At 60.7% G+C, this 18,028-nt stretch carries 20 protein-coding genes; 13 read left to right on the forward strand and 7 right to left on the reverse strand.

Features of this window, described 5'->3' with window-relative positions; translation table 11 throughout:
• Positions 1 to 6: 6 nt before the first annotated feature.
• Complete coding sequence (locus LOKVESSMR4R_RS15035; RefSeq protein ID WP_157898237.1) at positions 7 to 1,140, reverse strand: hypothetical protein; 1,134 nt, start codon at positions 1,138 to 1,140, stop codon at positions 7 to 9.
• Here LOKVESSMR4R_RS15035 and LOKVESSMR4R_RS20260 point away from each other — a divergent pair.
• Entirely contained in the window at positions 1,125 to 1,271 is a 147-nt protein-coding gene (locus LOKVESSMR4R_RS20260) for a hypothetical protein (protein ID WP_157898238.1), read from the forward strand. The genes LOKVESSMR4R_RS15035 and LOKVESSMR4R_RS20260 overlap by 16 nt on opposite strands.
• A 23-nt stretch (positions 1,272 to 1,294) precedes the next feature.
• Here the strand turns inward: LOKVESSMR4R_RS20260 and LOKVESSMR4R_RS15040 are convergent, their stop codons facing one another.
• From LOKVESSMR4R_RS15040 to LOKVESSMR4R_RS15055, 4 genes are all read right to left on the reverse strand, one after another.
• Entirely contained in the window at positions 1,295 to 1,435 is a 141-nt protein-coding gene (locus LOKVESSMR4R_RS15040; RefSeq protein ID WP_087210088.1) for an entericidin A/B family lipoprotein, read from the reverse strand.
• A gap of 80 nt (positions 1,436 to 1,515) precedes the next feature.
• Positions 1,516 to 3,267: a sensor histidine kinase gene (locus LOKVESSMR4R_RS15045; RefSeq protein ID WP_087210093.1), complete on the reverse strand. Its 1,752-nt coding sequence runs from the start codon at positions 3,265 to 3,267 to the stop codon at positions 1,516 to 1,518.
• Positions 3,264 to 3,830 (reverse strand): RNA polymerase sigma factor, encoded by a 567-nt coding sequence (locus LOKVESSMR4R_RS15050; protein ID WP_087210096.1) that lies wholly within the window; start codon positions 3,828 to 3,830, stop codon positions 3,264 to 3,266. Before LOKVESSMR4R_RS15050 ends, LOKVESSMR4R_RS15045 begins: the two co-directional genes overlap by 4 nt.
• Positions 3,827 to 4,000 (reverse strand): NepR family anti-sigma factor, encoded by a 174-nt coding sequence (locus tag LOKVESSMR4R_RS15055; RefSeq protein ID WP_087210098.1) that lies wholly within the window; start codon positions 3,998 to 4,000, stop codon positions 3,827 to 3,829. The genes LOKVESSMR4R_RS15050 and LOKVESSMR4R_RS15055 overlap by 4 nt, the downstream gene beginning before the upstream one ends.
• A 120-nt stretch (positions 4,001 to 4,120) precedes the next feature.
• Here LOKVESSMR4R_RS15055 and LOKVESSMR4R_RS15060 point away from each other — a divergent pair, with 120 nt between their 5' ends.
• The 3 genes from LOKVESSMR4R_RS15060 (at position 4,121) to LOKVESSMR4R_RS15070 (ending at position 5,746) form a co-directional block, all read left to right on the forward strand.
• Positions 4,121 to 4,939, forward strand: coding sequence for a response regulator (locus LOKVESSMR4R_RS15060; RefSeq protein WP_087210100.1), 819 nt, complete (start codon positions 4,121 to 4,123; stop codon positions 4,937 to 4,939).
• Positions 4,940 to 5,062: 123 nt separating this feature from the next.
• A complete protein-coding gene (locus tag LOKVESSMR4R_RS15065; RefSeq protein WP_087210104.1) occupies positions 5,063 to 5,368 on the forward strand; it encodes a DUF883 family protein in 306 nt (101 codons plus the stop codon).
• Between the two features lie 3 nt (positions 5,369 to 5,371).
• Positions 5,372 to 5,746, forward strand: coding sequence for a phage holin family protein (locus tag LOKVESSMR4R_RS15070; protein WP_087210107.1), 375 nt, complete (start codon positions 5,372 to 5,374; stop codon positions 5,744 to 5,746).
• Here the strand turns inward: LOKVESSMR4R_RS15070 and LOKVESSMR4R_RS15075 are convergent.
• Positions 5,743 to 6,126, reverse strand: coding sequence for a hypothetical protein (locus LOKVESSMR4R_RS15075; RefSeq protein ID WP_237331808.1), 384 nt, complete (start codon positions 6,124 to 6,126; stop codon positions 5,743 to 5,745). The genes LOKVESSMR4R_RS15070 and LOKVESSMR4R_RS15075 overlap by 4 nt on opposite strands.
• A 100-nt stretch (positions 6,127 to 6,226) precedes the next feature.
• Between LOKVESSMR4R_RS15075 and LOKVESSMR4R_RS15080 the strand changes: the two genes are divergently transcribed.
• Complete coding sequence (locus LOKVESSMR4R_RS15080) at positions 6,227 to 6,958, forward strand: Crp/Fnr family transcriptional regulator (RefSeq protein ID WP_087210110.1); 732 nt, start codon at positions 6,227 to 6,229, stop codon at positions 6,956 to 6,958.
• 6 nt (positions 6,959 to 6,964) lie between these two features.
• Here the strand turns inward: LOKVESSMR4R_RS15080 and LOKVESSMR4R_RS15085 are convergent, their stop codons facing one another.
• Positions 6,965 to 8,566, reverse strand: a complete 1,602-nt coding sequence (locus LOKVESSMR4R_RS15085; RefSeq protein ID WP_087210113.1) for a phospholipase D family protein — start codon at positions 8,564 to 8,566, stop codon at positions 6,965 to 6,967.
• A gap of 352 nt (positions 8,567 to 8,918) precedes the next feature.
• Here LOKVESSMR4R_RS15085 and LOKVESSMR4R_RS15090 point away from each other — a divergent pair, with 352 nt between their 5' ends.
• The 8 genes from LOKVESSMR4R_RS15090 (at position 8,919) to yidC (ending at position 18,014) form a co-directional block, all read left to right on the forward strand.
• Complete coding sequence (locus tag LOKVESSMR4R_RS15090) at positions 8,919 to 10,007, forward strand: PRC-barrel domain-containing protein (protein WP_087210116.1); 1,089 nt, start codon at positions 8,919 to 8,921, stop codon at positions 10,005 to 10,007.
• A gap of 116 nt (positions 10,008 to 10,123) precedes the next feature.
• A complete protein-coding gene (locus LOKVESSMR4R_RS15095) occupies positions 10,124 to 11,089 on the forward strand; it encodes a 2-hydroxyacid dehydrogenase (RefSeq protein WP_087213365.1) in 966 nt (321 codons plus the stop codon).
• A gap of 165 nt (positions 11,090 to 11,254) precedes the next feature.
• Positions 11,255 to 12,403: a TRAP transporter substrate-binding protein gene (locus tag LOKVESSMR4R_RS15100; RefSeq protein WP_087210119.1), complete on the forward strand. Its 1,149-nt coding sequence runs from the start codon at positions 11,255 to 11,257 to the stop codon at positions 12,401 to 12,403.
• A 76-nt stretch (positions 12,404 to 12,479) separates the two neighbouring features.
• The gene (locus LOKVESSMR4R_RS15105) at positions 12,480 to 13,061 is read left to right on the forward strand and encodes a TRAP transporter small permease subunit (protein WP_087210122.1); all 582 of its coding nucleotides are present in this window, start codon (positions 12,480 to 12,482) and stop codon (positions 13,059 to 13,061) included.
• A 44-nt stretch (positions 13,062 to 13,105) separates the two neighbouring features.
• Positions 13,106 to 14,527, forward strand: coding sequence for a TRAP transporter large permease (locus LOKVESSMR4R_RS15110; protein ID WP_087210125.1), 1,422 nt, complete (start codon positions 13,106 to 13,108; stop codon positions 14,525 to 14,527).
• On the forward strand, positions 14,514 to 15,893 hold the full coding sequence (locus LOKVESSMR4R_RS15115) for an amidase (RefSeq protein WP_087210128.1): 1,380 nt from the start codon (positions 14,514 to 14,516) through the stop codon (positions 15,891 to 15,893). The genes LOKVESSMR4R_RS15110 and LOKVESSMR4R_RS15115 overlap by 14 nt, the downstream gene beginning before the upstream one ends.
• A complete protein-coding gene (locus LOKVESSMR4R_RS20485) occupies positions 15,886 to 16,041 on the forward strand; it encodes a hypothetical protein (protein ID WP_204248684.1) in 156 nt (51 codons plus the stop codon). The genes LOKVESSMR4R_RS15115 and LOKVESSMR4R_RS20485 overlap by 8 nt, the downstream gene beginning before the upstream one ends.
• A gap of 155 nt (positions 16,042 to 16,196) precedes the next feature.
• A complete protein-coding gene (yidC, locus tag LOKVESSMR4R_RS15120) occupies positions 16,197 to 18,014 on the forward strand; it encodes a membrane protein insertase YidC (RefSeq protein ID WP_087210131.1) in 1,818 nt (605 codons plus the stop codon).
• The last annotated feature ends 14 nt before the right edge of the window (positions 18,015 to 18,028 follow it).

The raw sequence follows: 18,028 nt of genomic DNA on the forward strand, positions 1-18,028 counted from the left end.
GCGCGATCATGGCGCGGCCCGCCCGGCAGGTGCGAATGGCAAGATCAGCGCGATCAGCGCCTCGGCAGGCAGGCCCTGTAAATCGACGGGGATTGCGCGAAGATGCCGCAAACGCGCCGAGACTGCGGATGTCACCGGGGCATCACCTGCCACCCCGCCGGTGATACTGCCGATCAGCATGTCCATAAGATCGGCCATGGCGCGGTCGTCACTGGCCGGATCATCATCCGCTGGCGCGGGCATCATCGGGACTGTTGTGGCGGCAGCGCCATTGCCATGGCCGGTCATCCAGGCAGGGCCGGACCAAGGCTCGCCCGGTCCGGCGATGCGCAACAGCCGGGCAGAGACGCTGCCGCCGGCAACCGCCACCATGTCGCCTGCGTAATCCAGATCGCCACGCGCCGTCCCGCTGAACCGCAACAGCGGCGTGCCATCCGTCGCGGCCAGCGTCAGGCGCAGGCGATCTTGCTGTCGCCAGCCGGTAACGTCACCGGTCATCCCGCGCAAAGGGCCGATATCGGCGGCGCTGACGAAATAGCCGAACAGATCCGGCGCGCCTGCATCCTGAAACAATTCCATCATGATGAATGGCGCGGCGTGATCTGGCGCGCCCGGCCTGTCCAGCTGGGCAAACCAGACGCCTTGGAGCATCCCCGGCGCAAGATTTGCGGGATCTTCGGGGGTCGTGCCCATCTCGACCGCCATGGCAGCCGACCCCAAGGACGCCAGCACAAAGGCCACCGCGACATGATCGGTATCCACCATGGCCTCGGTCATGCAGATCCGGTCACCGGCCAGCCCGTCCTGGCAATGACCCGCCTGTGCGCGGGGCGCATTGACCCTGACGACGACCTGTCCATCCGCGATCCGCGCGATGTCGAAACGCGAGCGACCAAGCGGCGTGCGATTGGCCACAGGTGCGGTCAGCCCGTATCCGGGCAACAGGGTCAGGGCGATATCGTGATCTGGCAGGATGATATCGCAGGGCCTCAGGCCGGGGCTGTCGCAGCGGTGCATGATCTTGGCGGGCGTCTCTGCCGATTGGGCCAGCCCTGATGTCGCAACAATCGCCGCCAATGTCGTGGCGGCGGTCAGGGCAACCAGCCTGCGGCAGGTGGCCAAGCATGTCAGAGATCGCAACACATGCTCCTTATTTATCGGACAATGTGAATATTGCCGCCTGCAAAGCGGCAGGCAACGCCCAAATGACAATCGAATGCGGCAATGATGCCGGGCGCATCAGCGCGAAAGCCACCCCGCCCGCACGATAGCCGCAGGCGGGGCGCCAAAAATGCTAGCGCTGCGCCTCTTGCGAGGTTTCTGTGACCGATTGGCCAGCAGTCTGGATGTCGCGGCCGGCACCTTCGACGGTTTCGCAAGCGGCCAGGGCACCAGCGGCCAGCAGGGCAAGAAATGTGACGCGCGATTTATTCATGACGTTCTCCAGTATGTGACAGTTGTGTAGGCCAACAACCGCCGATTGCGGCTTCGGTTCCCGCCAAGGACGAATAAGTTTCAGGCCGCATCCGGGGCGCTGTGCCAATTGACCGGAAACACGACATGCAATTCATAGCGGTCGGCATGCTGGTTGATTTCAAGCGTGCCATTCAGCTGGGCCACAAAGGATTCGATCAGTTTCGCGCCAAGGCCAGACCCGTAATCAGGACCATGGGCCGCCATATCCTGTTGGGTCAGGGCGACATAGGAGTTGACGACGCTCAGGCCGTAATTGCCGTCCCCCAGATCCTTGAGCGCGATATTGATCCAGGCATCGATACCCGTTGTCATGCCACAATGTTTGACCGCGTTGATCGCCGCCTCGGTCGCCAGCAGCGACAAAGGCACCGATTGATCGGGGCTGATCTCGACGGCGTCGAATTCAGTGGTCACCTCAATCTTGCGACCGGTTTCGTCCAGCGTGCCAACCATCACCAATTGCTGGATGATCCCGTCCAGCAGCGTATCGGCGCGCACCAGCGACAGGTTGCGCGCCATGTAAAGATAGCGGTGGATCGCCGACAGCGCCATGACGCGGTCCTGCACGCGGCGCAGCAGATGCTTGGCCTCGGCGCTTTTGGTGGCGCGGATCTGCATGTTCAGCATGCTAGAGATCAGTTGCAGGTTATTCTTGACCCTGTGATGCACCTCGCGCAGCAGGACGGTCTTTTCGCGCAGATCGGCCTCGCGCTCGCGTTCTTGTTCGGACAGACGCCGCGTCATCGCGCGGAAGCTTTCGGCGACAACCTCCAGCTCGTCGGGCGCATTGTCCAGCTGCGCGCCTTCCAGATCGCCACGTCCCGCAGCGTAAAGCCGCATCCATGATCGCAACCGGCGCACATGCCGGATCACAAGATAATGCACCCAGATATAGGCAACGGCGATGGTGATCGCCCAGATCAACAGCGGAAAATACAAGGCGAACATTTGTTCATGGCGCAGCCGGACCAGCCCGCTTTGCCGCGGCTCCCAACTGCCCAGCGCAAAGACCTTGCCCGGCACCAGCGGCACAACGGCAAAATCGCGGGTAATGCCGAATCTGTTGGTATCGCGGAATGTATGCCGCCCGCGTGCCGCCAAAAGGTCGAGCCTTTCGTTTTCGGGCAGCACCGCGCGGCGCATATCGGTGTAATGCGCGGTCGCGATAATCCCGCCATCCGCCTCGAAGAGCACAAGGTTCACATCAGGCGCGGCTTCGGCCAGCTTTTCGATCAGCAGGTTCATGTGGATCGCGATCCAGATCACCCCGCGGTAATCATCCCCGTCAAACACCGGAACAAGCACGCTGACCGTCGCAATCCCGGCGGCAAATTCAAGCGAATGCATCACCACTTCGATTTCGCGGCTGGCCAGTTCGGTGCCCAGCGATGTGACCGATCGTTCGGCAGGCGGCACGCCATCGGAGGCACAGGTGACATTTAGCGCGGGATCGACAAAACCGGCAAAGACATAGGCAGGCTCGCGCTCCACCAAGCCGCGCATCAGGGCGCCGCAATTGTCATAAGACACCGCGTCATCATTGATGATATCCGACAAGGTGCGCCCGACACCTAGCGCGGCCTGGATCATGTCCCGACTTTCCGAGAACACCTGTTGGGTCTGCGCCAGCAGCGCGGTTTCAGACAGCACCTGGCGTTCTTCCAGCAATTCATAGGTCTGGAATACCGAGATCAGCCCCAGCGGCAAGATTGCCAGGCTCAGCGCGAAGCCAAGGCGCAACGCCAGCTTTGGCCGCAAAAAGCTGTCCAGCACGCCAGCCCGTTCGGTCATGCAGAGCGCTTTCCCATCACGACGGCCAAGGTTGCGGCATCCGTCATTTCCAGCGCGTCATCGGAATCGAGTTGCATCAGCTCTGCCAAGCGCTTGCGCGCGCGGTTGGTGCGGCTTTTCACCGTGCCGACGGCGCAGCGGCACATGACGGCGGCTTCTTCATATGAAAACCCCTCGGCCCCGATCAGGATCAGAACCTCGCGCTGTTCATCCGTCAGCTTGGCAAAAGCGACGCGGAAATCGGCCATCGCCAGATGCCCGTCATGCGCGGGCTTTTCCGACAATTTGCCAGCCATCACACCATCGGGGTCTTCGACTTCGCGGCGGCGCTTGCGGTAAAGCGAATAATAGGTGTTGCGCAGAATGGTGAACAACCAGGCGCGCAGGTTGGTGCCGGGCTGGAACTTGTCGAAATTGCCCCAGGCCTTGACCACCGCATCCTGCACAAGATCATCCGCCGCAGCAGCATTGCGGGTCAGGCTGATCGCAAAGGCGCGCATGGCGGGCAAATGCGTGATCAGCTCGTCCTTGGGATCGCTTTGTCCGTCCACCTTATCCGTCACGATTTCTCCTCGGGAGGCTCTGGGGGCCGCTCGGCTGCACGCGCGCGCAATTGCTCCAACAGCTTGGTAAAGCGTTCGGGAACCGGCTCGTTGGCGGCATCCGCATAGACTTTGCGGAGGTTGTCATCGATCTGCTGGTTCAATTCGTTTGTCCTGCGTTTATTTGCCATATCACTTATTTTCTGCCACCCTGAGAAAGGAACAAATTTGCGCGCCCCCACGGAACATAACACGTCCGACGGCGTTGGGTTCCACACAAGAGCAACATTTTTCCACTGCTGGGGACATCTATGACGGACACACAGAACTTGCCTGATCTCGCGACAGAGATCGGACATCATTTGCCTTTCCTGCGCCGCTATGCCCGTGCGCTGACGGGCAGCCAGCAATCAGGCGATAATTACGCGGCCGCCACGCTCGAAGCGATGTTGACGGATGCCACGGTCTTTGATCGCGCCCTTGCCCCCAAGACGGCCCTGTTTCGCGCTTTTCACCAGATCTGGGTCTCGTCCGGCTCGCCCGTCGATGACGCATCCGATCCCTCCACCCCCGAGGCGCGCGCGCAATGGCGCCTGTCGCATCTGACCGAAAACACCCGCGAAGTGCTGTTGCTGCACAGTATCGAGGGTTTCACGACCACCGATATCGCCAGCATCATCGGCACCTCTGCGGATGAGGCGCAGTCGCTTTTGACTATCGCACGGACCGAGATGACCAGCGCGATCCATGGCCGGATCATGATCATCGAGGATGAAGCGATCATCGCGATGGATATCCGCGCTATCGTCGAGGAAATGGGCCATGCTGTGACCAATGTCGCGCGCACCCGCGACGAGGCGATCCAGCTGGCACGCCGCGACCCGCCCGATCTGATTCTGGCCGATATTCAACTGGCCGATAAATCCTCGGGCATTGATGCGGTGAACCATATCCTCAAGGAAATGGGCGAGCTGCCGATCGTCTTCATCACGGCCTTCCCCGAAAGGCTGCTGACCGGCGACCGCCCGGAACCCGCCTTTTTGATCACCAAACCCTATACCGAAGAACAGGTGCAATCCGCCGTCAGCCAGGCGATGTTCTTTGCCAGCACCGAAACGCTGCGCGCCTGACAGATCACCGGCGGGGCCGATGCGCCCCTGTCCGGCCATTGGATCGGGGCGAATTTGGCCGGTGACGGAACTTCGCCGCCGGCGGGGCGTTGGCTTTGCGGATACACAGTGAAAGGATTTGACATGGCACAGACAAAAGCAGCCAATACTATCCCCGAGGACACGCAGGATCATCTAGACCAGCTGTCCGAACAGATCGCGGTCCTGCGTCAGGATATCAGCGCAATTTCCAAATCCATCGGCGACATCGGCACATCGACCAAGGATGCCGCCGTGGCATCCGCCCGCCAGAAAGCCGCCGACCTGCGCGCAAGCAGCGAGGAAATGGGCCAGCAGGCCGTGGACGCGGTGCGCCAGCAGCCAGCGGCGGCCGTGGGCATGGCGGTCGGGGTCGGTTTCCTGTTGGGCTTTCTGACAGGGCGGAAGTGACCGATGTCCGGATTGGTCGCGGATTTTCGTCACCGGGCGCGCCTGGCCGCGCGCGCGGCGGCCTTGTCTGCCGCAGGGATCGTGTTTTGCGCAACCGGCCTTGCATTCATGACGGTTGCGTTATGGGTGCTGCTTGCGGCGCATCAGACTGTGCTGACCGCATGGACGGTGCTGGGCGTTCTTTATCTGGTGCTGGGCAGCGGTTTCATGCTGGCCGCCGCCCGCAACAACCGCAAGGCCCCGCCACGGCCCGCCACCGCCGCGCCGCCACCGCCGCCCCCACCGGCCCAAAGCACCGAGCCTTTCTTGCGCATGGCCGAGGGTTTTGCATTGGGCATTCAGGCCGGACGGCGCGCCGCCCGCCGACCACGCCGCTAGGTCTCGCGCACGGCCGAGCGCAGGGCGCTATGGATCATCTCTTCGGTGAAAGGGCGTGCCAGGATCGCCCAGCCCTGACGCGGCACGGCGATGTCATCATCTTCGCCGATGGTCAGCACGATCTTGGCCCCGGTCAGCATCAGCGCCGGATAGAGCGGCGCGGCCAGCACATCATCAAACCGCATTTCCAGAAAAACCGCCGCCACCGGATCACCCGGCGTCATGATTGTTTCAAGCTCTGCCAACGACGCGACCCTGACCACCTTGCACGGCCCACCAGCCGCATGCAGCGCGCCGCAGATATCCTCTGCGATCAGAAGATTGCTCTCCATGACAATATAGGTAGGCGGTTTGTGCCGCGTCGGATCGTCATATGGCATAGGCATCTTTCGGGTGAGTTCACAAATTGCTGCTTGCTCTTGCCTAGCGTGTTTTCAACGTCACGCATTAAACTGTGACAGGTTCAGGTGGAATATCTCTATGGTCACGAGCTGCCGTCACTGCCCATTACGCAAACAACCGATCTTCGATCAGCTGAGCGATGCCGAAATCGCGTTCATGCAGGATTTCAAATCCGGCGAATTGCGGGTCACGGCGGGGACGACCTTGATGATGGAAGGGTCCAACAGCCCCCAGCTTTATACCGCGCTAGAAGGTCTGGGGCTGCGCTATAAAACGCTGCTGTCGGGCGACCGGCAGGTGATCAACTTTGTCCTGCCGGGCGATTTTGTCGGATTGCAGGCGGGTGTGATGACAGAAATGCAGCATTCCGTCGAGGCGACCTCTGACATGATCCTTTGTGTCTTTGACCGCAAACGGCTGTGGGAATTGTTCCGCGATCAGCCCGGACGCGCCTTTGACCTGACATGGCTTGCCGCCGTCGAAGAGGATTTTCTGGGCGAACGTCTGGCCGTGCTGGGCCGGATGAGCGGGATCACGCGGGTCGCGCGCGCGCTGGTGCGGCTTTACGACCGCGCCGAGGCCGTCAAACTGGGGCAGGACCGCCAGATGCCCTTGCCCTATAAGCAGCAGGATATGGCGGATGCTTTGGGCATGTCCGTCGTGCATATCAACAAGATGCTCAAAAAGCTGCGCGACCGCAAACTGGCAACATGGCGCGGCGGCAGGTTGCAGATCCACGATTACAAAGCCTTGTGCCAGGTCGCAGAGCTTGACCACGACGACCCGCCCCTGCGCCGGCCGCTGCTGTGATCTGGGCTAGACGATTTCGGGCGGCAGGCCCGGCACCGCGGTCGCTATCGCGCGCGCGGCGGCGGAATCGTATTCCACCAGAAATCCGCGCCGATGCTGCGGCGGCAAGGCGCTATTGGTGCCGACCAGCCGTTTCCAATGGTCAAATCCGGTCGTGATATCCATGAATTCCGGCCCCGCATCCTGCGGCAGCCAGACACCCATGACGCGCTGGCGCAGCTCGGCCACATGGTCCTTACGGGTCAGATGCAAGCCCGCCTCGGTGTCCCAGCGCATGCTGCGCCCGTTCAGATTGGCCGATGACACCACCGCCGCCACATCGTCGAAGATCGACACTTTGGAATGGACATAGATCAGCGGCGCGTCATCCAGCGCATCGCGGTCGTCACTGGTGCTTTTGCGCGGCTGCACCGGCGAGGCGAATACAAGCCTGTCCGCGCCGAAAGCCTTGCGCAGGCAGCTGATGGCGCGCAGCTGCTGATGTTCGCCGAACCGACTATCCAGCCCCGGTTTGTCCGAAAAGGCGACATCCTCGGGGGCGGCGGGCAGCACCACGATCAACCGCAGATCCGGCACCTGCCGCGCGCGCCGCGCCAGCGCGCGCGCGATGGGCAGATGCCGCAGGAATTGCGTTTCCAGATAGATCAGGTGCCGGGCCTGCCCGATGGCCTGCAGATGCACGCGCTCTATTTCGTCAACCACATTCTGCGGCGACAGGCGGAACGGCGCAGTCTGTCGTCGCCGCGAAAGCGTGCGCACAAAGCCCGCAACCGGGGGCAATGGCCGGGCCTTGCGGGCCACAACGTCAAGGAAGGTTTCAAGATGCGCCTTGGCCGCCGCAACGACAGGCCCCCGCGCGATCAGCTGCACATCATGCCATGTCTGGTCGGGCGCGCGGGCATGATCATGCGTATCATAGCGCCTGTCGTTCAGGTCCAGACCGCCGATATAGACCTTTTCATCGTCGAAGACGGCCAGTTTCTGGTGATGGGTCGCAGGATGAAGCTGCGCAAGCTGCTGCGGAAACCACAACTGGTCATCCACATCCACGCGGCCTTGCCTGTGCAGCCGGGGCACTTCCATACACAGCCGCAGGCGTTGCGCCACCGTCATGCCAGACCAGATCGCGACGATCTCGCGCATCTTTTTGCGCACCATCGGATAAAAGGCCAGCCGCGCGCAGAGCCCGCAGCGCGCATCATGCAAGGCGATGCGAAAGGACAATTGCGCATCGGGCGGCGCGACATCGCGCAGGGCGGCGATCTGGCGCTGTGTCCGCCATGCCAGCCGGTGCAGTTCCATCGCTGCGACCGGATCAAAATCGGACACCACCAAGCGGATGGCCACCCCGCGGTTCAGCGCATCCAGCAGCAGGTCAAACCAGGTGTCACCGATCTGGCGCGCGGCGGGCGAGCGCAATCGCGTGGTCAGATCAAAGACCCGGAAACAGCCAGAAATGTCATGGCGCGCATCCAGCACCGCCTGTTCAAGCGCGGGATAGGCCTCTTGCGCCGTGATCAGCACTGTCAGCTCGTCCACGTTGTTATCCAGGCCGTCGTGATCCGATCCCGCAGGATCGTCTTTGGGGGCGCGCGTCATCTGCTTCATCTGTGCCACTCAATTTCCGCCGCAAGGGCGCGTTGTTTCACCTGGTCTTTTTATCGGCATTGCCTGACCAGGTGGTGGGTAGGTCGGCCCAGTACGGTGACTGCGTGCAAGCAGATCGCCAACGTCAGGGGCCTGCAAGAGTTCCGCAGCCCCGCGCATATCTTGGGTTGCATAGCCTGAGGCGCCTATCTTGGGCGCGCGGCACCCGCGAACGCGCCATGGCTGACAAAGTTCCGCCGATCTTGGGGCGTTTTTTATGCGCGGCGCGGAAACATTCACGACCGTTCCCGGTTGGAGGGTCACAAGACGCCATGACCTTGTGGTGTCGACGAGATGACCAAGGAGACCGATAATGAAACGTATTCTCGCAACGACCGCGCTTGTCGCGCTGACGGCAGTTCCTGCCTTTGCGCAGACCACGACGACACAAGCCACCGATGACACGATGATGTCGCAGAACGACACGATGGGTGGCATGTTCAACATGAACGGCATGCAACTCAGCGCCGATGAGATGATCGGCCGGACGGTCTATGCCAGCAATGTCGATGGCGCTGGCACCGGCGATGCCGTGATCACCGGCGACGGCACCGCAGCTGACGGCACGATGAGCGCCGATGGAACCGCTGGTTTGGATGGCCCGGCTGATGATTGGGAAAACATCGGGTCCGTCAATGACGTGCTGTTTGACGCCAATGGCGAGATCGCAGCCGTGGTGCTGGATATCGGCGGCTTTCTGGGGATCGGCGCACGCGAAATCAGCCTGACGCTGGACGAGCTGACGCTGATCAATGACACCAGCGACGAGGCGGCGTTCTTTGTCGTCTATAATGGCGCGCCCTCCGAACTGGAACGCCGGCCCGAAATGGACCGTGACAGCATGACCCAGCAGGGTCAGTCCTTCCAGACCACCGGTCGCAACACGGTCGTGACCGATGATGCCGGAATGCGCGACACCACCGGGACTGCGGCAGACGACGCGCGGGTGCCGATGGCACCAACCAGCGCGCAAGACACAGCGCCTGCAACAGGCGCGAATAACCTGGTTCAAGAAGGCGCGCAGGCACCGCTGGTCGCGCAAGAAACGACCACCACCGCCCCGGCCACCAGCACCATGTCCATGGACGAGCCTGATTACCTGACCGAGGCGGATCGCGCAGCGCTGACGGCTGAAGACCTGATCGGTGCGGATGTGCATGATATGAACAACGAAGATATCGGCGATATCGAAGATATCGTCCTGACAGCCCAGGGCGAGGTCGGCAGCGTGATCATTGACGTGGGTGGTTTTCTGGGGATCGGCGCAAGAACAGTGGCACTTGCATTCGATGATCTTCAGATCAGCCGCGACGAAGGCGGGCTGACATCGTCTTACAATGTCTGGGTCAATCTGACCGAGGAACAGCTTGAAAGCATGCCCGAATGGACCGGCGAACGCTGATCCGGGGATCTTTGTGATCGCGCAAGGCCGGGCTTTCGCCCGGCCTTTTCGTTTGCGGGGTTTCTTTTCCTGCCCGGTTCCGATCACTATGGGACAACCTTAGGAAAGACGATATGATGACCTCCAAACCCACCCTGCTGATCCCCCGCAAGCTGGCTGATGCCGTGCTAGAGCGTGCGCGCGACACTTATGATGTGATCCTGAACGCGGACGATCATGTTTTCACGCGCGAAGCGCTGATCGCCGCCTGCCAGACTGTCGATGCCGTCCTGCCCTGCCATTCGGAACATTTCAGCGCGGATGTCATCGCCGCCCTGCCCGACCGGCTGCGGATCATCGCCAATCATTCCGTCGGCGTCGATCACGTCGATCTGCCCGCCGCCAAGGCGCGCGGGATTGTCGTGACCAACACGCCCGATGTCTTGTCCGATGCCACCGCAGAAATCGCCATGCTCTGCATGTTGGGGGCCGCGCGGCGCGGGTCCGAAGGCGACCGCATGGTCCGCGAAGGGCGCTGGAATTTCTGGTCGCCCTCTTTCATGGTAGGCAGGCAGGTCACCGGCCGCCGTTTCGGCGTGCTGGGCATGGGCCGTGTCGGCCAGATCACCGCAGACCGGGCGCGGGGTTTCGGAATGGAAATCCATTACCACAACCGCAGCCGCCTGAGCCCCGACAAGGAAAAAGGCGCAGTGTTTCACGACACGGTCGACAGCCTGCTGGCGGTATCGGATGTCTTGTCGCTGCATTGCCCGGCCAGCCCCAACACCACCGGCCTGATCAACGCCCGCACGCTGGCGCTGCTGCCGGAACGGGCGATTCTGGTGAATACCGCGCGCGGTGCGCTGGTGGATGAGGACGCCCTGATCGCGGCACTGCAAAGCGGGCGCTTGTTCGCGGCTGGCCTTGATGTGTTCCGCAGCGAACCGGGCGGCAACCCCGCATTGGCCCAGCTGAATAATGTGTTCATGCTGCCCCATATCGGATCTGCGACATTCGAAACACGCGATGCGATGGGATTCCGCGCACTTGATAATCTTGATTCATTCTTTGCCGGGACAGCGCCGCTTGACCGTCTGGTGTGATCGGCATGCGTCAAACATCCTAGAATTGTGTAAAATAATATTTTTCCAGCGTGTTAGCGCAAACGCAGCCCTTAAAGACTCTTGAACCCTTGCTTTTGCAAAATTGGTGAGTAATCCTGACCGCCTCGATGTCTTTAGGCAGCGAAACATATCTGGGAGGATACAATGACAGAAAAAACAGCTCCGAAGACCACGAGTGCGCTGTCGCGCCGGTCATTCTTGAGTAAAGGCGCTTTGGGAGGAACCGTTGCCGCGGGTGCCGCGCTCAGCGCGCCGGCCGTTCTGGCACAGGCGCCGCTGGTGGTCCGGATGCAGACATCCTGGCCCGCATCGGACATCTGGATGGATTTTGCGCAGCAATATATTGATCGCGTCGAGGCGATGTCCGGTGGACGTCTGTCGATCGATCTGCTGCCAGCCGGTGCCGTTGTCGGCGCGTTCCAGGTGATGGATGCGGTCAATGATGGCATCATCGACATGGCGCATACCGTGCCCGTCTATTGGTATGGCAAATCCAAAGCCGCGTCGTTCTTTGGCACCGGTCCTGTCTTCGGCGGTTCCGCTAACACGATGCTGGGCTGGTTCTACCAGGGCGGCGGCGACGAGCTTTACCGCGAACTGACACAGGACATCCTTGGTCTGAACGTGATCGGCTTCATGGGCTTCCCGATGCCAGCGCAGCCATTCGGCTGGTTCAAGCAGGAAGTGAACACCGCTGCTGATCTGCAGGGCTTCAAATACCGGACCGTTGGTCTGGCGGCTGACCTGCTGCAGTCGATGGGCATGTCCGTCGCACAGCTGCCCGGCGGCGAGATCGTTCCAGCCATGGAACGTGGCGTCATCGATGCGTTCGAGTTCAACAACCCGTCGTCCGACTTGCGTTTCGGCGCGCCTGACGTGGCCAAGAACTACTATCTGTCGTCCTATCACCAGGCGTCCGAAAGCTTTGAATTCATCGTCAACCAGGACTTCTTTAACGACCTGGACGCTGATCTTCAGGCGATCCTGCGTTACGGCGTAGAGGCTGCATCGACCGCGAACACAGCATTGGCGATGGACCAGTATTCCAACGACCTGCTGCGCATCCGTGACGAATTGGGTGTGACGGTTCACCGGACCTCGACAGACATTCTGCAGGCACAGCTTGAGGCCTGGGACGGTTTGATCGTAGAGCTGGAACAGGATGAGTTCTCGAAGAAGGTCTTGGACAGCCAGCGTGCCTGGGTCGACAAGGTCGCCTATTACGAGCTGATGAACGCGCCCGACCTGGCGCTTGCCTACGAGCATTACTTCCCCGGCAAGCTCGCCATCTGATCCGACGGATCGCAACCAAGTTAGAACCGGGGGCGCGCTGCGCCCCCGGTTTGTCACGACATGAAGGGGAACACTCATGATCCGCTATATCGAATTCGCAGACAAGCTGTCGGGATACTTCGGCAAGGGCTTTGCCTGGCTTATCATCATGATGACCTTCGGCATGAGCTACGAAGTCTTCATGCGCTATTTTCTGAACAAGCCGACGCCATGGGCGCTTGATGTGTCTTTCATCATGTATGGCACGCTGTTCATGATGGGCGGGGCCTATACCCTGTCCCGTGGCGGGCATGTGCGCGGCGATTTCATCTATCGGCTTTGGAAAGTGCAGACACAGGCCAAGGTCGATCTTGTCCTTTATATCCTGTTCTTTTTCCCCGGCGTTCTGGCGCTGATCTTTGCAGGCTGGAAATATGCCGCAAGATCATGGAGCTATGCCGAGGTCAGCATCAACAGCCCTGCGGGCGTGCCGATCTACCAATTCAAGACAATCATCGTCATTGCAGGTATCCTGCTTCTGTTCCAAGGGCTGGCGCAGGTGTTCCGTTGCATCCTGGCCATCCGCGAAGGCTATTGGCGCCGCGCCGCCGAGGACGTCATGGAGACAGAAGACCTCTTGATCAAACAAGCCGCTGACAAAGCGGCGCAAGGCCAGTGACATCGCGCAACGCGCCCGGTCCCCATTTTTACGGAGTATAGCACGTGACTGATCCGCAAGTTGCCCTGATGATGCTTGGCATCTTCATTATTCTCGTCTTTCTAGGTTTCCCAATCGCATTCACATTGATGGCGATGGGGATCGGGTTTGGCTATTATGCCTATTACGATCCCAGCCGGATGTGGCGGGCCTATAACCGCCTGACCGAGGACGCGGATGGCTGGACCTCTTTCACCACCTGGATAGAGGGGTTTTACAATAACAGGATCTTCGATCTCTTCGTGAACCAGACCTATACGGTGATGTCGAACGAAGTGCTGACCGCCGTGCCTTTGTTCCTCTTCATGGGCTATGTGGTTGAACGCGCCAATATCGTGGACCGCTTGTTCACGACCTTGAACATCGCAGCCAAGGGGATGCCGGGATCGATGGGCGTTGCAGCCCTTGTCACCTGCGCCTTGTTCGCGACATCGACGGGCATCGTGGGTGCGGTTGTCACGCTGATGGGTCTGCTGGCGCTGCCCGCGATGTTGAAGGCGCGCTATGACACCAGCTTTGCATCCGGCATCATCTGCGCGGGCGGCACGCTGGGCATTCTTATTCCGCCATCGATCATGTTGATCGTCTATGCCGCCGCCTCGGGCGTGTCGATTGTCCGGCTTTATGCGGCCGCGCTTTACCCTAGCCTGGTGCTGGTCGGGCTATACCTGACCTATATCATCGGCCGGTCGATCCTGCAGCCCAGCGTCGCCCCCAAGCCAACCAAGGAAGAAGTGCCCGACGTGCCCTTTGCCCAGCTGGCGTGGATGCTGCTGACTTCGATTTTCCCGCTCGCCTTCCTGATCCTTGCGGTTCTGGGGTCGATCCTGTTCGGTCTGGCCACCCCGACCGAGGCGGCATCCATCGGCGCCTTGGGCGGCATGGTGCTGGCCACGGCCTATCGCGCGATGAGCTATGAGAAACTGCGCGAAAGCGTCTATCTGACCGTGCGCACCACCGCGATGGTCTGCTGGTTGTTCGTCGGGTCCTATACGTTTTCTTCGGTCTTCTCTTATCTGGGTGGCGAGCACCTGATCTCGGAATTCGTGATGGGCTTCGAGCTGACACCGTTCCAGTTCCTGATCCTGGCGCAGCTGATCATCTTCCTGCTGGGCTGGCCGCTGGAATGGTCCGAGATCATCATCATCTTCGTGCCGATCTTCTTGCCGCTTTTGCCGCTGTTCGGGGTTGATCCGCTGTTCTTCGGCATCCTTGTGGCGCTGAACCTGCAAACCTCGTTCCTGACCCCGCCAATGGCCATGTCGGCCTATTACCTCAAGGGGATCGCGCCACCTGCGGTGCAGCTGTCGCATATCTTCAAGGGTGTGATGCCGTATCTGGGGATGGTCTTTATCTGCATGTTCTTGATGTATGAATTCCCTGGGCTGGTGTTCTCTTTGCCGGATGCGATCTATGGCACACGCTAAAGCTTCGCGCAGCGAGGGCGTGATCGCGCTTGATCCACTGGACATGCGCGACAGGCTCGCCTCTGGCGCGCTGCGGGCGGTCGATCTGGCAACAGGCTGTATCGACCAGGTCAAACGGCGCGAAACGGATGTGCAGGCCTGGGCCTGGCTGGATGAACAGCATGTGATGGCGCAGGCCGGGCGGCTGGACACGCTGCGCAAGACGGGCCATCCCGTTGGCCCGCTGCACGGTATGCCCATCGCGGTGAAAGATATCATCGACACCCACGGCATCCCGACCGAAAACGGCACCGTCATCGACAAGGGCCGCGTGCCTACCGAAGACGCCGTGATCGTGCGCAAGCTCAAGGCCGCAGGCGCCTATGTGATGGGCAAGACGGTCACGACCGAGCTGGCCTATATCGCCCCCGGCAAGACCCGTAATCCGGTCAATCCCGACCATACGCCCGGCGGATCATCGCAAGGATCGGCCGCAGCGGTCGGTGCGGGGATGGTGCCGCTGGCAATAGGAACCCAGACAGGCGGGTCGGTGATCCGGCCTGCGTCCTATTGCGGGGTGGTGGGGTTCAAGCCCAGCTTTGGCCTGATCCCGCGCACGGGTATCTTGCCGCAATCACCCGCGCTCGACACGGTCGGGGTCTTTGCGACCAGCGTGGCGGGCGTCGCGATGCTGGCAGATGTCTTATGCGGCGATGATCCGGCCGATCCCGCAACCAGGCTATCGGCGCCACCACGGATGCTCGCCACGGCCTTGTCCGATGTGCCGGTCCGTCCGACGCTGGCCGTCGTGGCACAGATGCCGGGCGATACACCCGCCTCTGAGGATATGACGCTGGCGATGCAGGAATTATCCGGCCTTTTGGGCGAGGATGCCTTTGCGCTGATCCTGCCGCAGCTTTTCGACGAGGCCGCCAAGATCCGCGAGCGGATCAACTTTGCCGAGATGGCGAAATGCTATTACGCCTATGAACGGCGCGGGCGGCCGCAATTGTCAGATGTCACCTTGGCCGCGATTGACGCGGGCAAGGCTGTGCTGGCCCGCGATTACATCGCCGCACTCGACTGGCCAAAGCTGCTGAATGCGGCGCTGGATGAAATCTTCGACCGCTGCGATGCGATCATCTGCCCTGCGACGCCGACATCTGCCCCCGCGGGGCTGTCATCGACGGGCAGTGCGGTCTATAACGGATTATGGACGCTCTGCGGCGTGCCAGTTGTGACGCTGCCGCTGTTCGAGGATGCGACCGGCCTGCCGATGGGCCTGCAAATGGTTGGCCGCCGGGGCAATGATGCCCGATTGCTGCGCACGGCGCGGTGGTTGACAAATGAAATCAAAGATACAAGCGGAGTAATGACCGATGTTTGACCGCGCCCTTGCGATTTTCGCCTTCATCATGCTTTGCGGCTTTATTGCGATCCTTGTGATCGAGCTGGGAAGGCTGGATATCACCGTGATCGCAGCGATCACCCTTGCCCTTGCAGGCTGGGATGTGCTGGGCCGCAAGAAAAGCTGAAACATCGGCATCACGGATCTTTCCGGCCGATGCTTTTGCAAACTTGCGTGTTCTGTTCCCCCCAAAGGCTGCCTTTTCCTGAAAACCGCTTGACCTTTGTCGCCCCGACAGGTTGAACGGCGCTGATAATTGATGTGGGAAACAGGTGTTTTCAGATGAACGACCAGAACCGTAACCTCATCCTTGCGACGCTTCTCAGCTTTGCCGTGATCATGACATGGACGCTGATGTTCCCGCCCGAGGAAATCGCTGTCGATCCCGCAGCACAGGTTGCGACCCAATCGGTTGATCCAACCGTGCCGCTGGCGGACCCGGCGACGTCCGCCGCTACCGCGCCCGGTGCCACCGAAGACCCCACGATCACGGTCGCGCGCGTGCCGATTGAAACCCCCGAGTTGACCGGCTCTATTTCCATGCTGGGCGGGCGGATCGACGATCTGGCGCTGACCGATTACCGCGAAACGCTGGATGATGGCGCGCCGATCGTGCGCCTGCTGCGCCCCGTGGGCGAAGAAGATGCCTATTTCGCAACCTTCGGCTGGACCGCGACCGAGGGGATCGACCCAGCCGCCGTGCCCGGCCCCGATACGATCTGGTCCGTCGAAAGCGGTGACAGGCTGACACCATCCACGCCCGTGACGCTGGTCTGGGACAATGGCGCCGGCCAGATTTTCCGCACCGAGATTTCGGTCGATGACCGGTTCATGTTCAGCTTTGCCCAAAGCATCGAAAACATCGGCGAGGCGGCGGTCACCGCCCGGCCTTATGGTATTGTGCGGCGGCATGGCGAACCATCGGATGCGAAACGCTTTTTCATCCTGCACGAAGGTCTGGTGCGGATGTCCGATGGCGAGCTGGAAGAAACCACCTATCGCAATATCCCCGATTACGTCTTTGACGAGCGCGAACGCACCTTGGCCGAACGCATCGAGGTGCAGCAATCCGGCTGGATCGGCTATACCGACCATTACTGGATGACCACGCTGATCCCGCAAGCGGGCACGCCGTTCCGGTCCACATCCAAATATTTCGAAGCGCGTGATCTCTATCAGGTCGAGGCCGTGATGCCCCCCAGCCTGGTGGCTGCCGGTCAAACCGCCACGGTCACGACCCGCCTCTTCGCCGGTGCCAAGGAATGGGAAGCCATCCGTGACTATGAAGAACAAGGCGGCGTCGAGCGGTTTCTGGACAGTATCGATTGGGGTTGGTTCTTTTTCCTGACCAAACCCATCTTCTGGCTGCTGCATACGCTGAACATCTATATCGGCAATATGGGCTGGTCGATCCTGGCGCTGACGCTGATCCTCAAGGCGCTGGTGCTGCCCTTGGCCTATAAATCCTATGTCTCGATGGCGCGGATGAAAGAGCTTCAGCCCGAGATGGAAAAGCTCAAGGAACGCGCCGGCGACGACCGCCAAGCCATGCAGCAAGGCATGATGAAGCTCTATAAGGAAAACAAGGTCAATCCGGCGGCGGGCTGTTTGCCGATCCTGTTGCAGATCCCGATCTTTTTCTCGCTTTACAAGGTGATCTTTGTCACGATCGAATTGCGCCATGCGCCATGGATTGGCTGGATCGACGATCTGAGCGCGCCGGACCCGTCCTCGATCATCAACCTGTTTGGCCTGTTGCCCTATGCGGCACCCGATCCGGGCTCGATCCTGTCGCTGATCTTTATCGGTGTGCTGCCGATCCTGCTGGGCGTGTCGATGTGGATGCAGCAAAAGCTGAACCCGGCCCCGACCGACCCGACGCAGCAGATGATCTTTGCCTGGATGCCATGGGTGTTCATGTTCATGCTGGGCGGTTTCGCATCCGGTCTGGTGCTCTACTGGATCGCCAACAACATCATCACCTTCGTGCAGCAATATGCGATCATGCGCAGCCACGGGGCGAAACCGGATGTCTTTGGCAATATCAAATCGGGGCTGAAACGCAAAAAGGCAGATGCGGAAAGCAAGCCTGACAAATAGGAATGCCCAAGCAA

The organism is Yoonia vestfoldensis, assembly GCF_002158905.1.
Lineage (GTDB): Bacteria > Pseudomonadota > Alphaproteobacteria > Rhodobacterales > Rhodobacteraceae > Yoonia > Yoonia vestfoldensis_B.

Bases quoted from the DNA above. Each gene is read 5' to 3' on its own strand.
- LOKVESSMR4R_RS20260 (WP_157898238.1), top strand. From the start codon at position 1,125: ATGTCAGAGATCGCAACACATGCTCCTTATTTATCGGACAATGTGAAT.
- LOKVESSMR4R_RS15040 (WP_087210088.1), bottom strand. From the start codon at position 1,435: ATGAATAAATCGCGCGTCACATTTCTTGCCCTGCTGGCCGCTGGTGCC.
- LOKVESSMR4R_RS15045 (WP_087210093.1), bottom strand. From the start codon at position 3,267: ATGACCGAACGGGCTGGCGTGCTGGACAGCTTTTTGCGGCCAAAGCTG.
- LOKVESSMR4R_RS15055 (WP_087210098.1), bottom strand. From the start codon at position 4,000: ATGGCAAATAAACGCAGGACAAACGAATTGAACCAGCAGATCGATGAC.
- LOKVESSMR4R_RS15060 (WP_087210100.1), top strand. From the start codon at position 4,121: ATGACGGACACACAGAACTTGCCTGATCTCGCGACAGAGATCGGACAT.
- LOKVESSMR4R_RS15065 (WP_087210104.1), top strand. From the start codon at position 5,063: ATGGCACAGACAAAAGCAGCCAATACTATCCCCGAGGACACGCAGGAT.
- LOKVESSMR4R_RS15070 (WP_087210107.1), top strand. From the start codon at position 5,372: ATGTCCGGATTGGTCGCGGATTTTCGTCACCGGGCGCGCCTGGCCGCG.
- LOKVESSMR4R_RS15075 (WP_237331808.1), bottom strand. From the start codon at position 6,126: ATGCCATATGACGATCCGACGCGGCACAAACCGCCTACCTATATTGTC.
- LOKVESSMR4R_RS15080 (WP_087210110.1), top strand. From the start codon at position 6,227: ATGGTCACGAGCTGCCGTCACTGCCCATTACGCAAACAACCGATCTTC.
- LOKVESSMR4R_RS15085 (WP_087210113.1), bottom strand. From the start codon at position 8,566: ATGAAGCAGATGACGCGCGCCCCCAAAGACGATCCTGCGGGATCGGAT.
- LOKVESSMR4R_RS15090 (WP_087210116.1), top strand. From the start codon at position 8,919: ATGAAACGTATTCTCGCAACGACCGCGCTTGTCGCGCTGACGGCAGTT.
- LOKVESSMR4R_RS15095 (WP_087213365.1), top strand. From the start codon at position 10,124: ATGACCTCCAAACCCACCCTGCTGATCCCCCGCAAGCTGGCTGATGCC.
- LOKVESSMR4R_RS15100 (WP_087210119.1), top strand. From the start codon at position 11,255: ATGACAGAAAAAACAGCTCCGAAGACCACGAGTGCGCTGTCGCGCCGG.
- LOKVESSMR4R_RS15105 (WP_087210122.1), top strand. From the start codon at position 12,480: ATGATCCGCTATATCGAATTCGCAGACAAGCTGTCGGGATACTTCGGC.
- LOKVESSMR4R_RS15115 (WP_087210128.1), top strand. From the start codon at position 14,514: ATGGCACACGCTAAAGCTTCGCGCAGCGAGGGCGTGATCGCGCTTGAT.
- LOKVESSMR4R_RS20485 (WP_204248684.1), top strand. From the start codon at position 15,886: ATGTTTGACCGCGCCCTTGCGATTTTCGCCTTCATCATGCTTTGCGGC.
- yidC (WP_087210131.1), top strand. From the start codon at position 16,197: ATGAACGACCAGAACCGTAACCTCATCCTTGCGACGCTTCTCAGCTTT.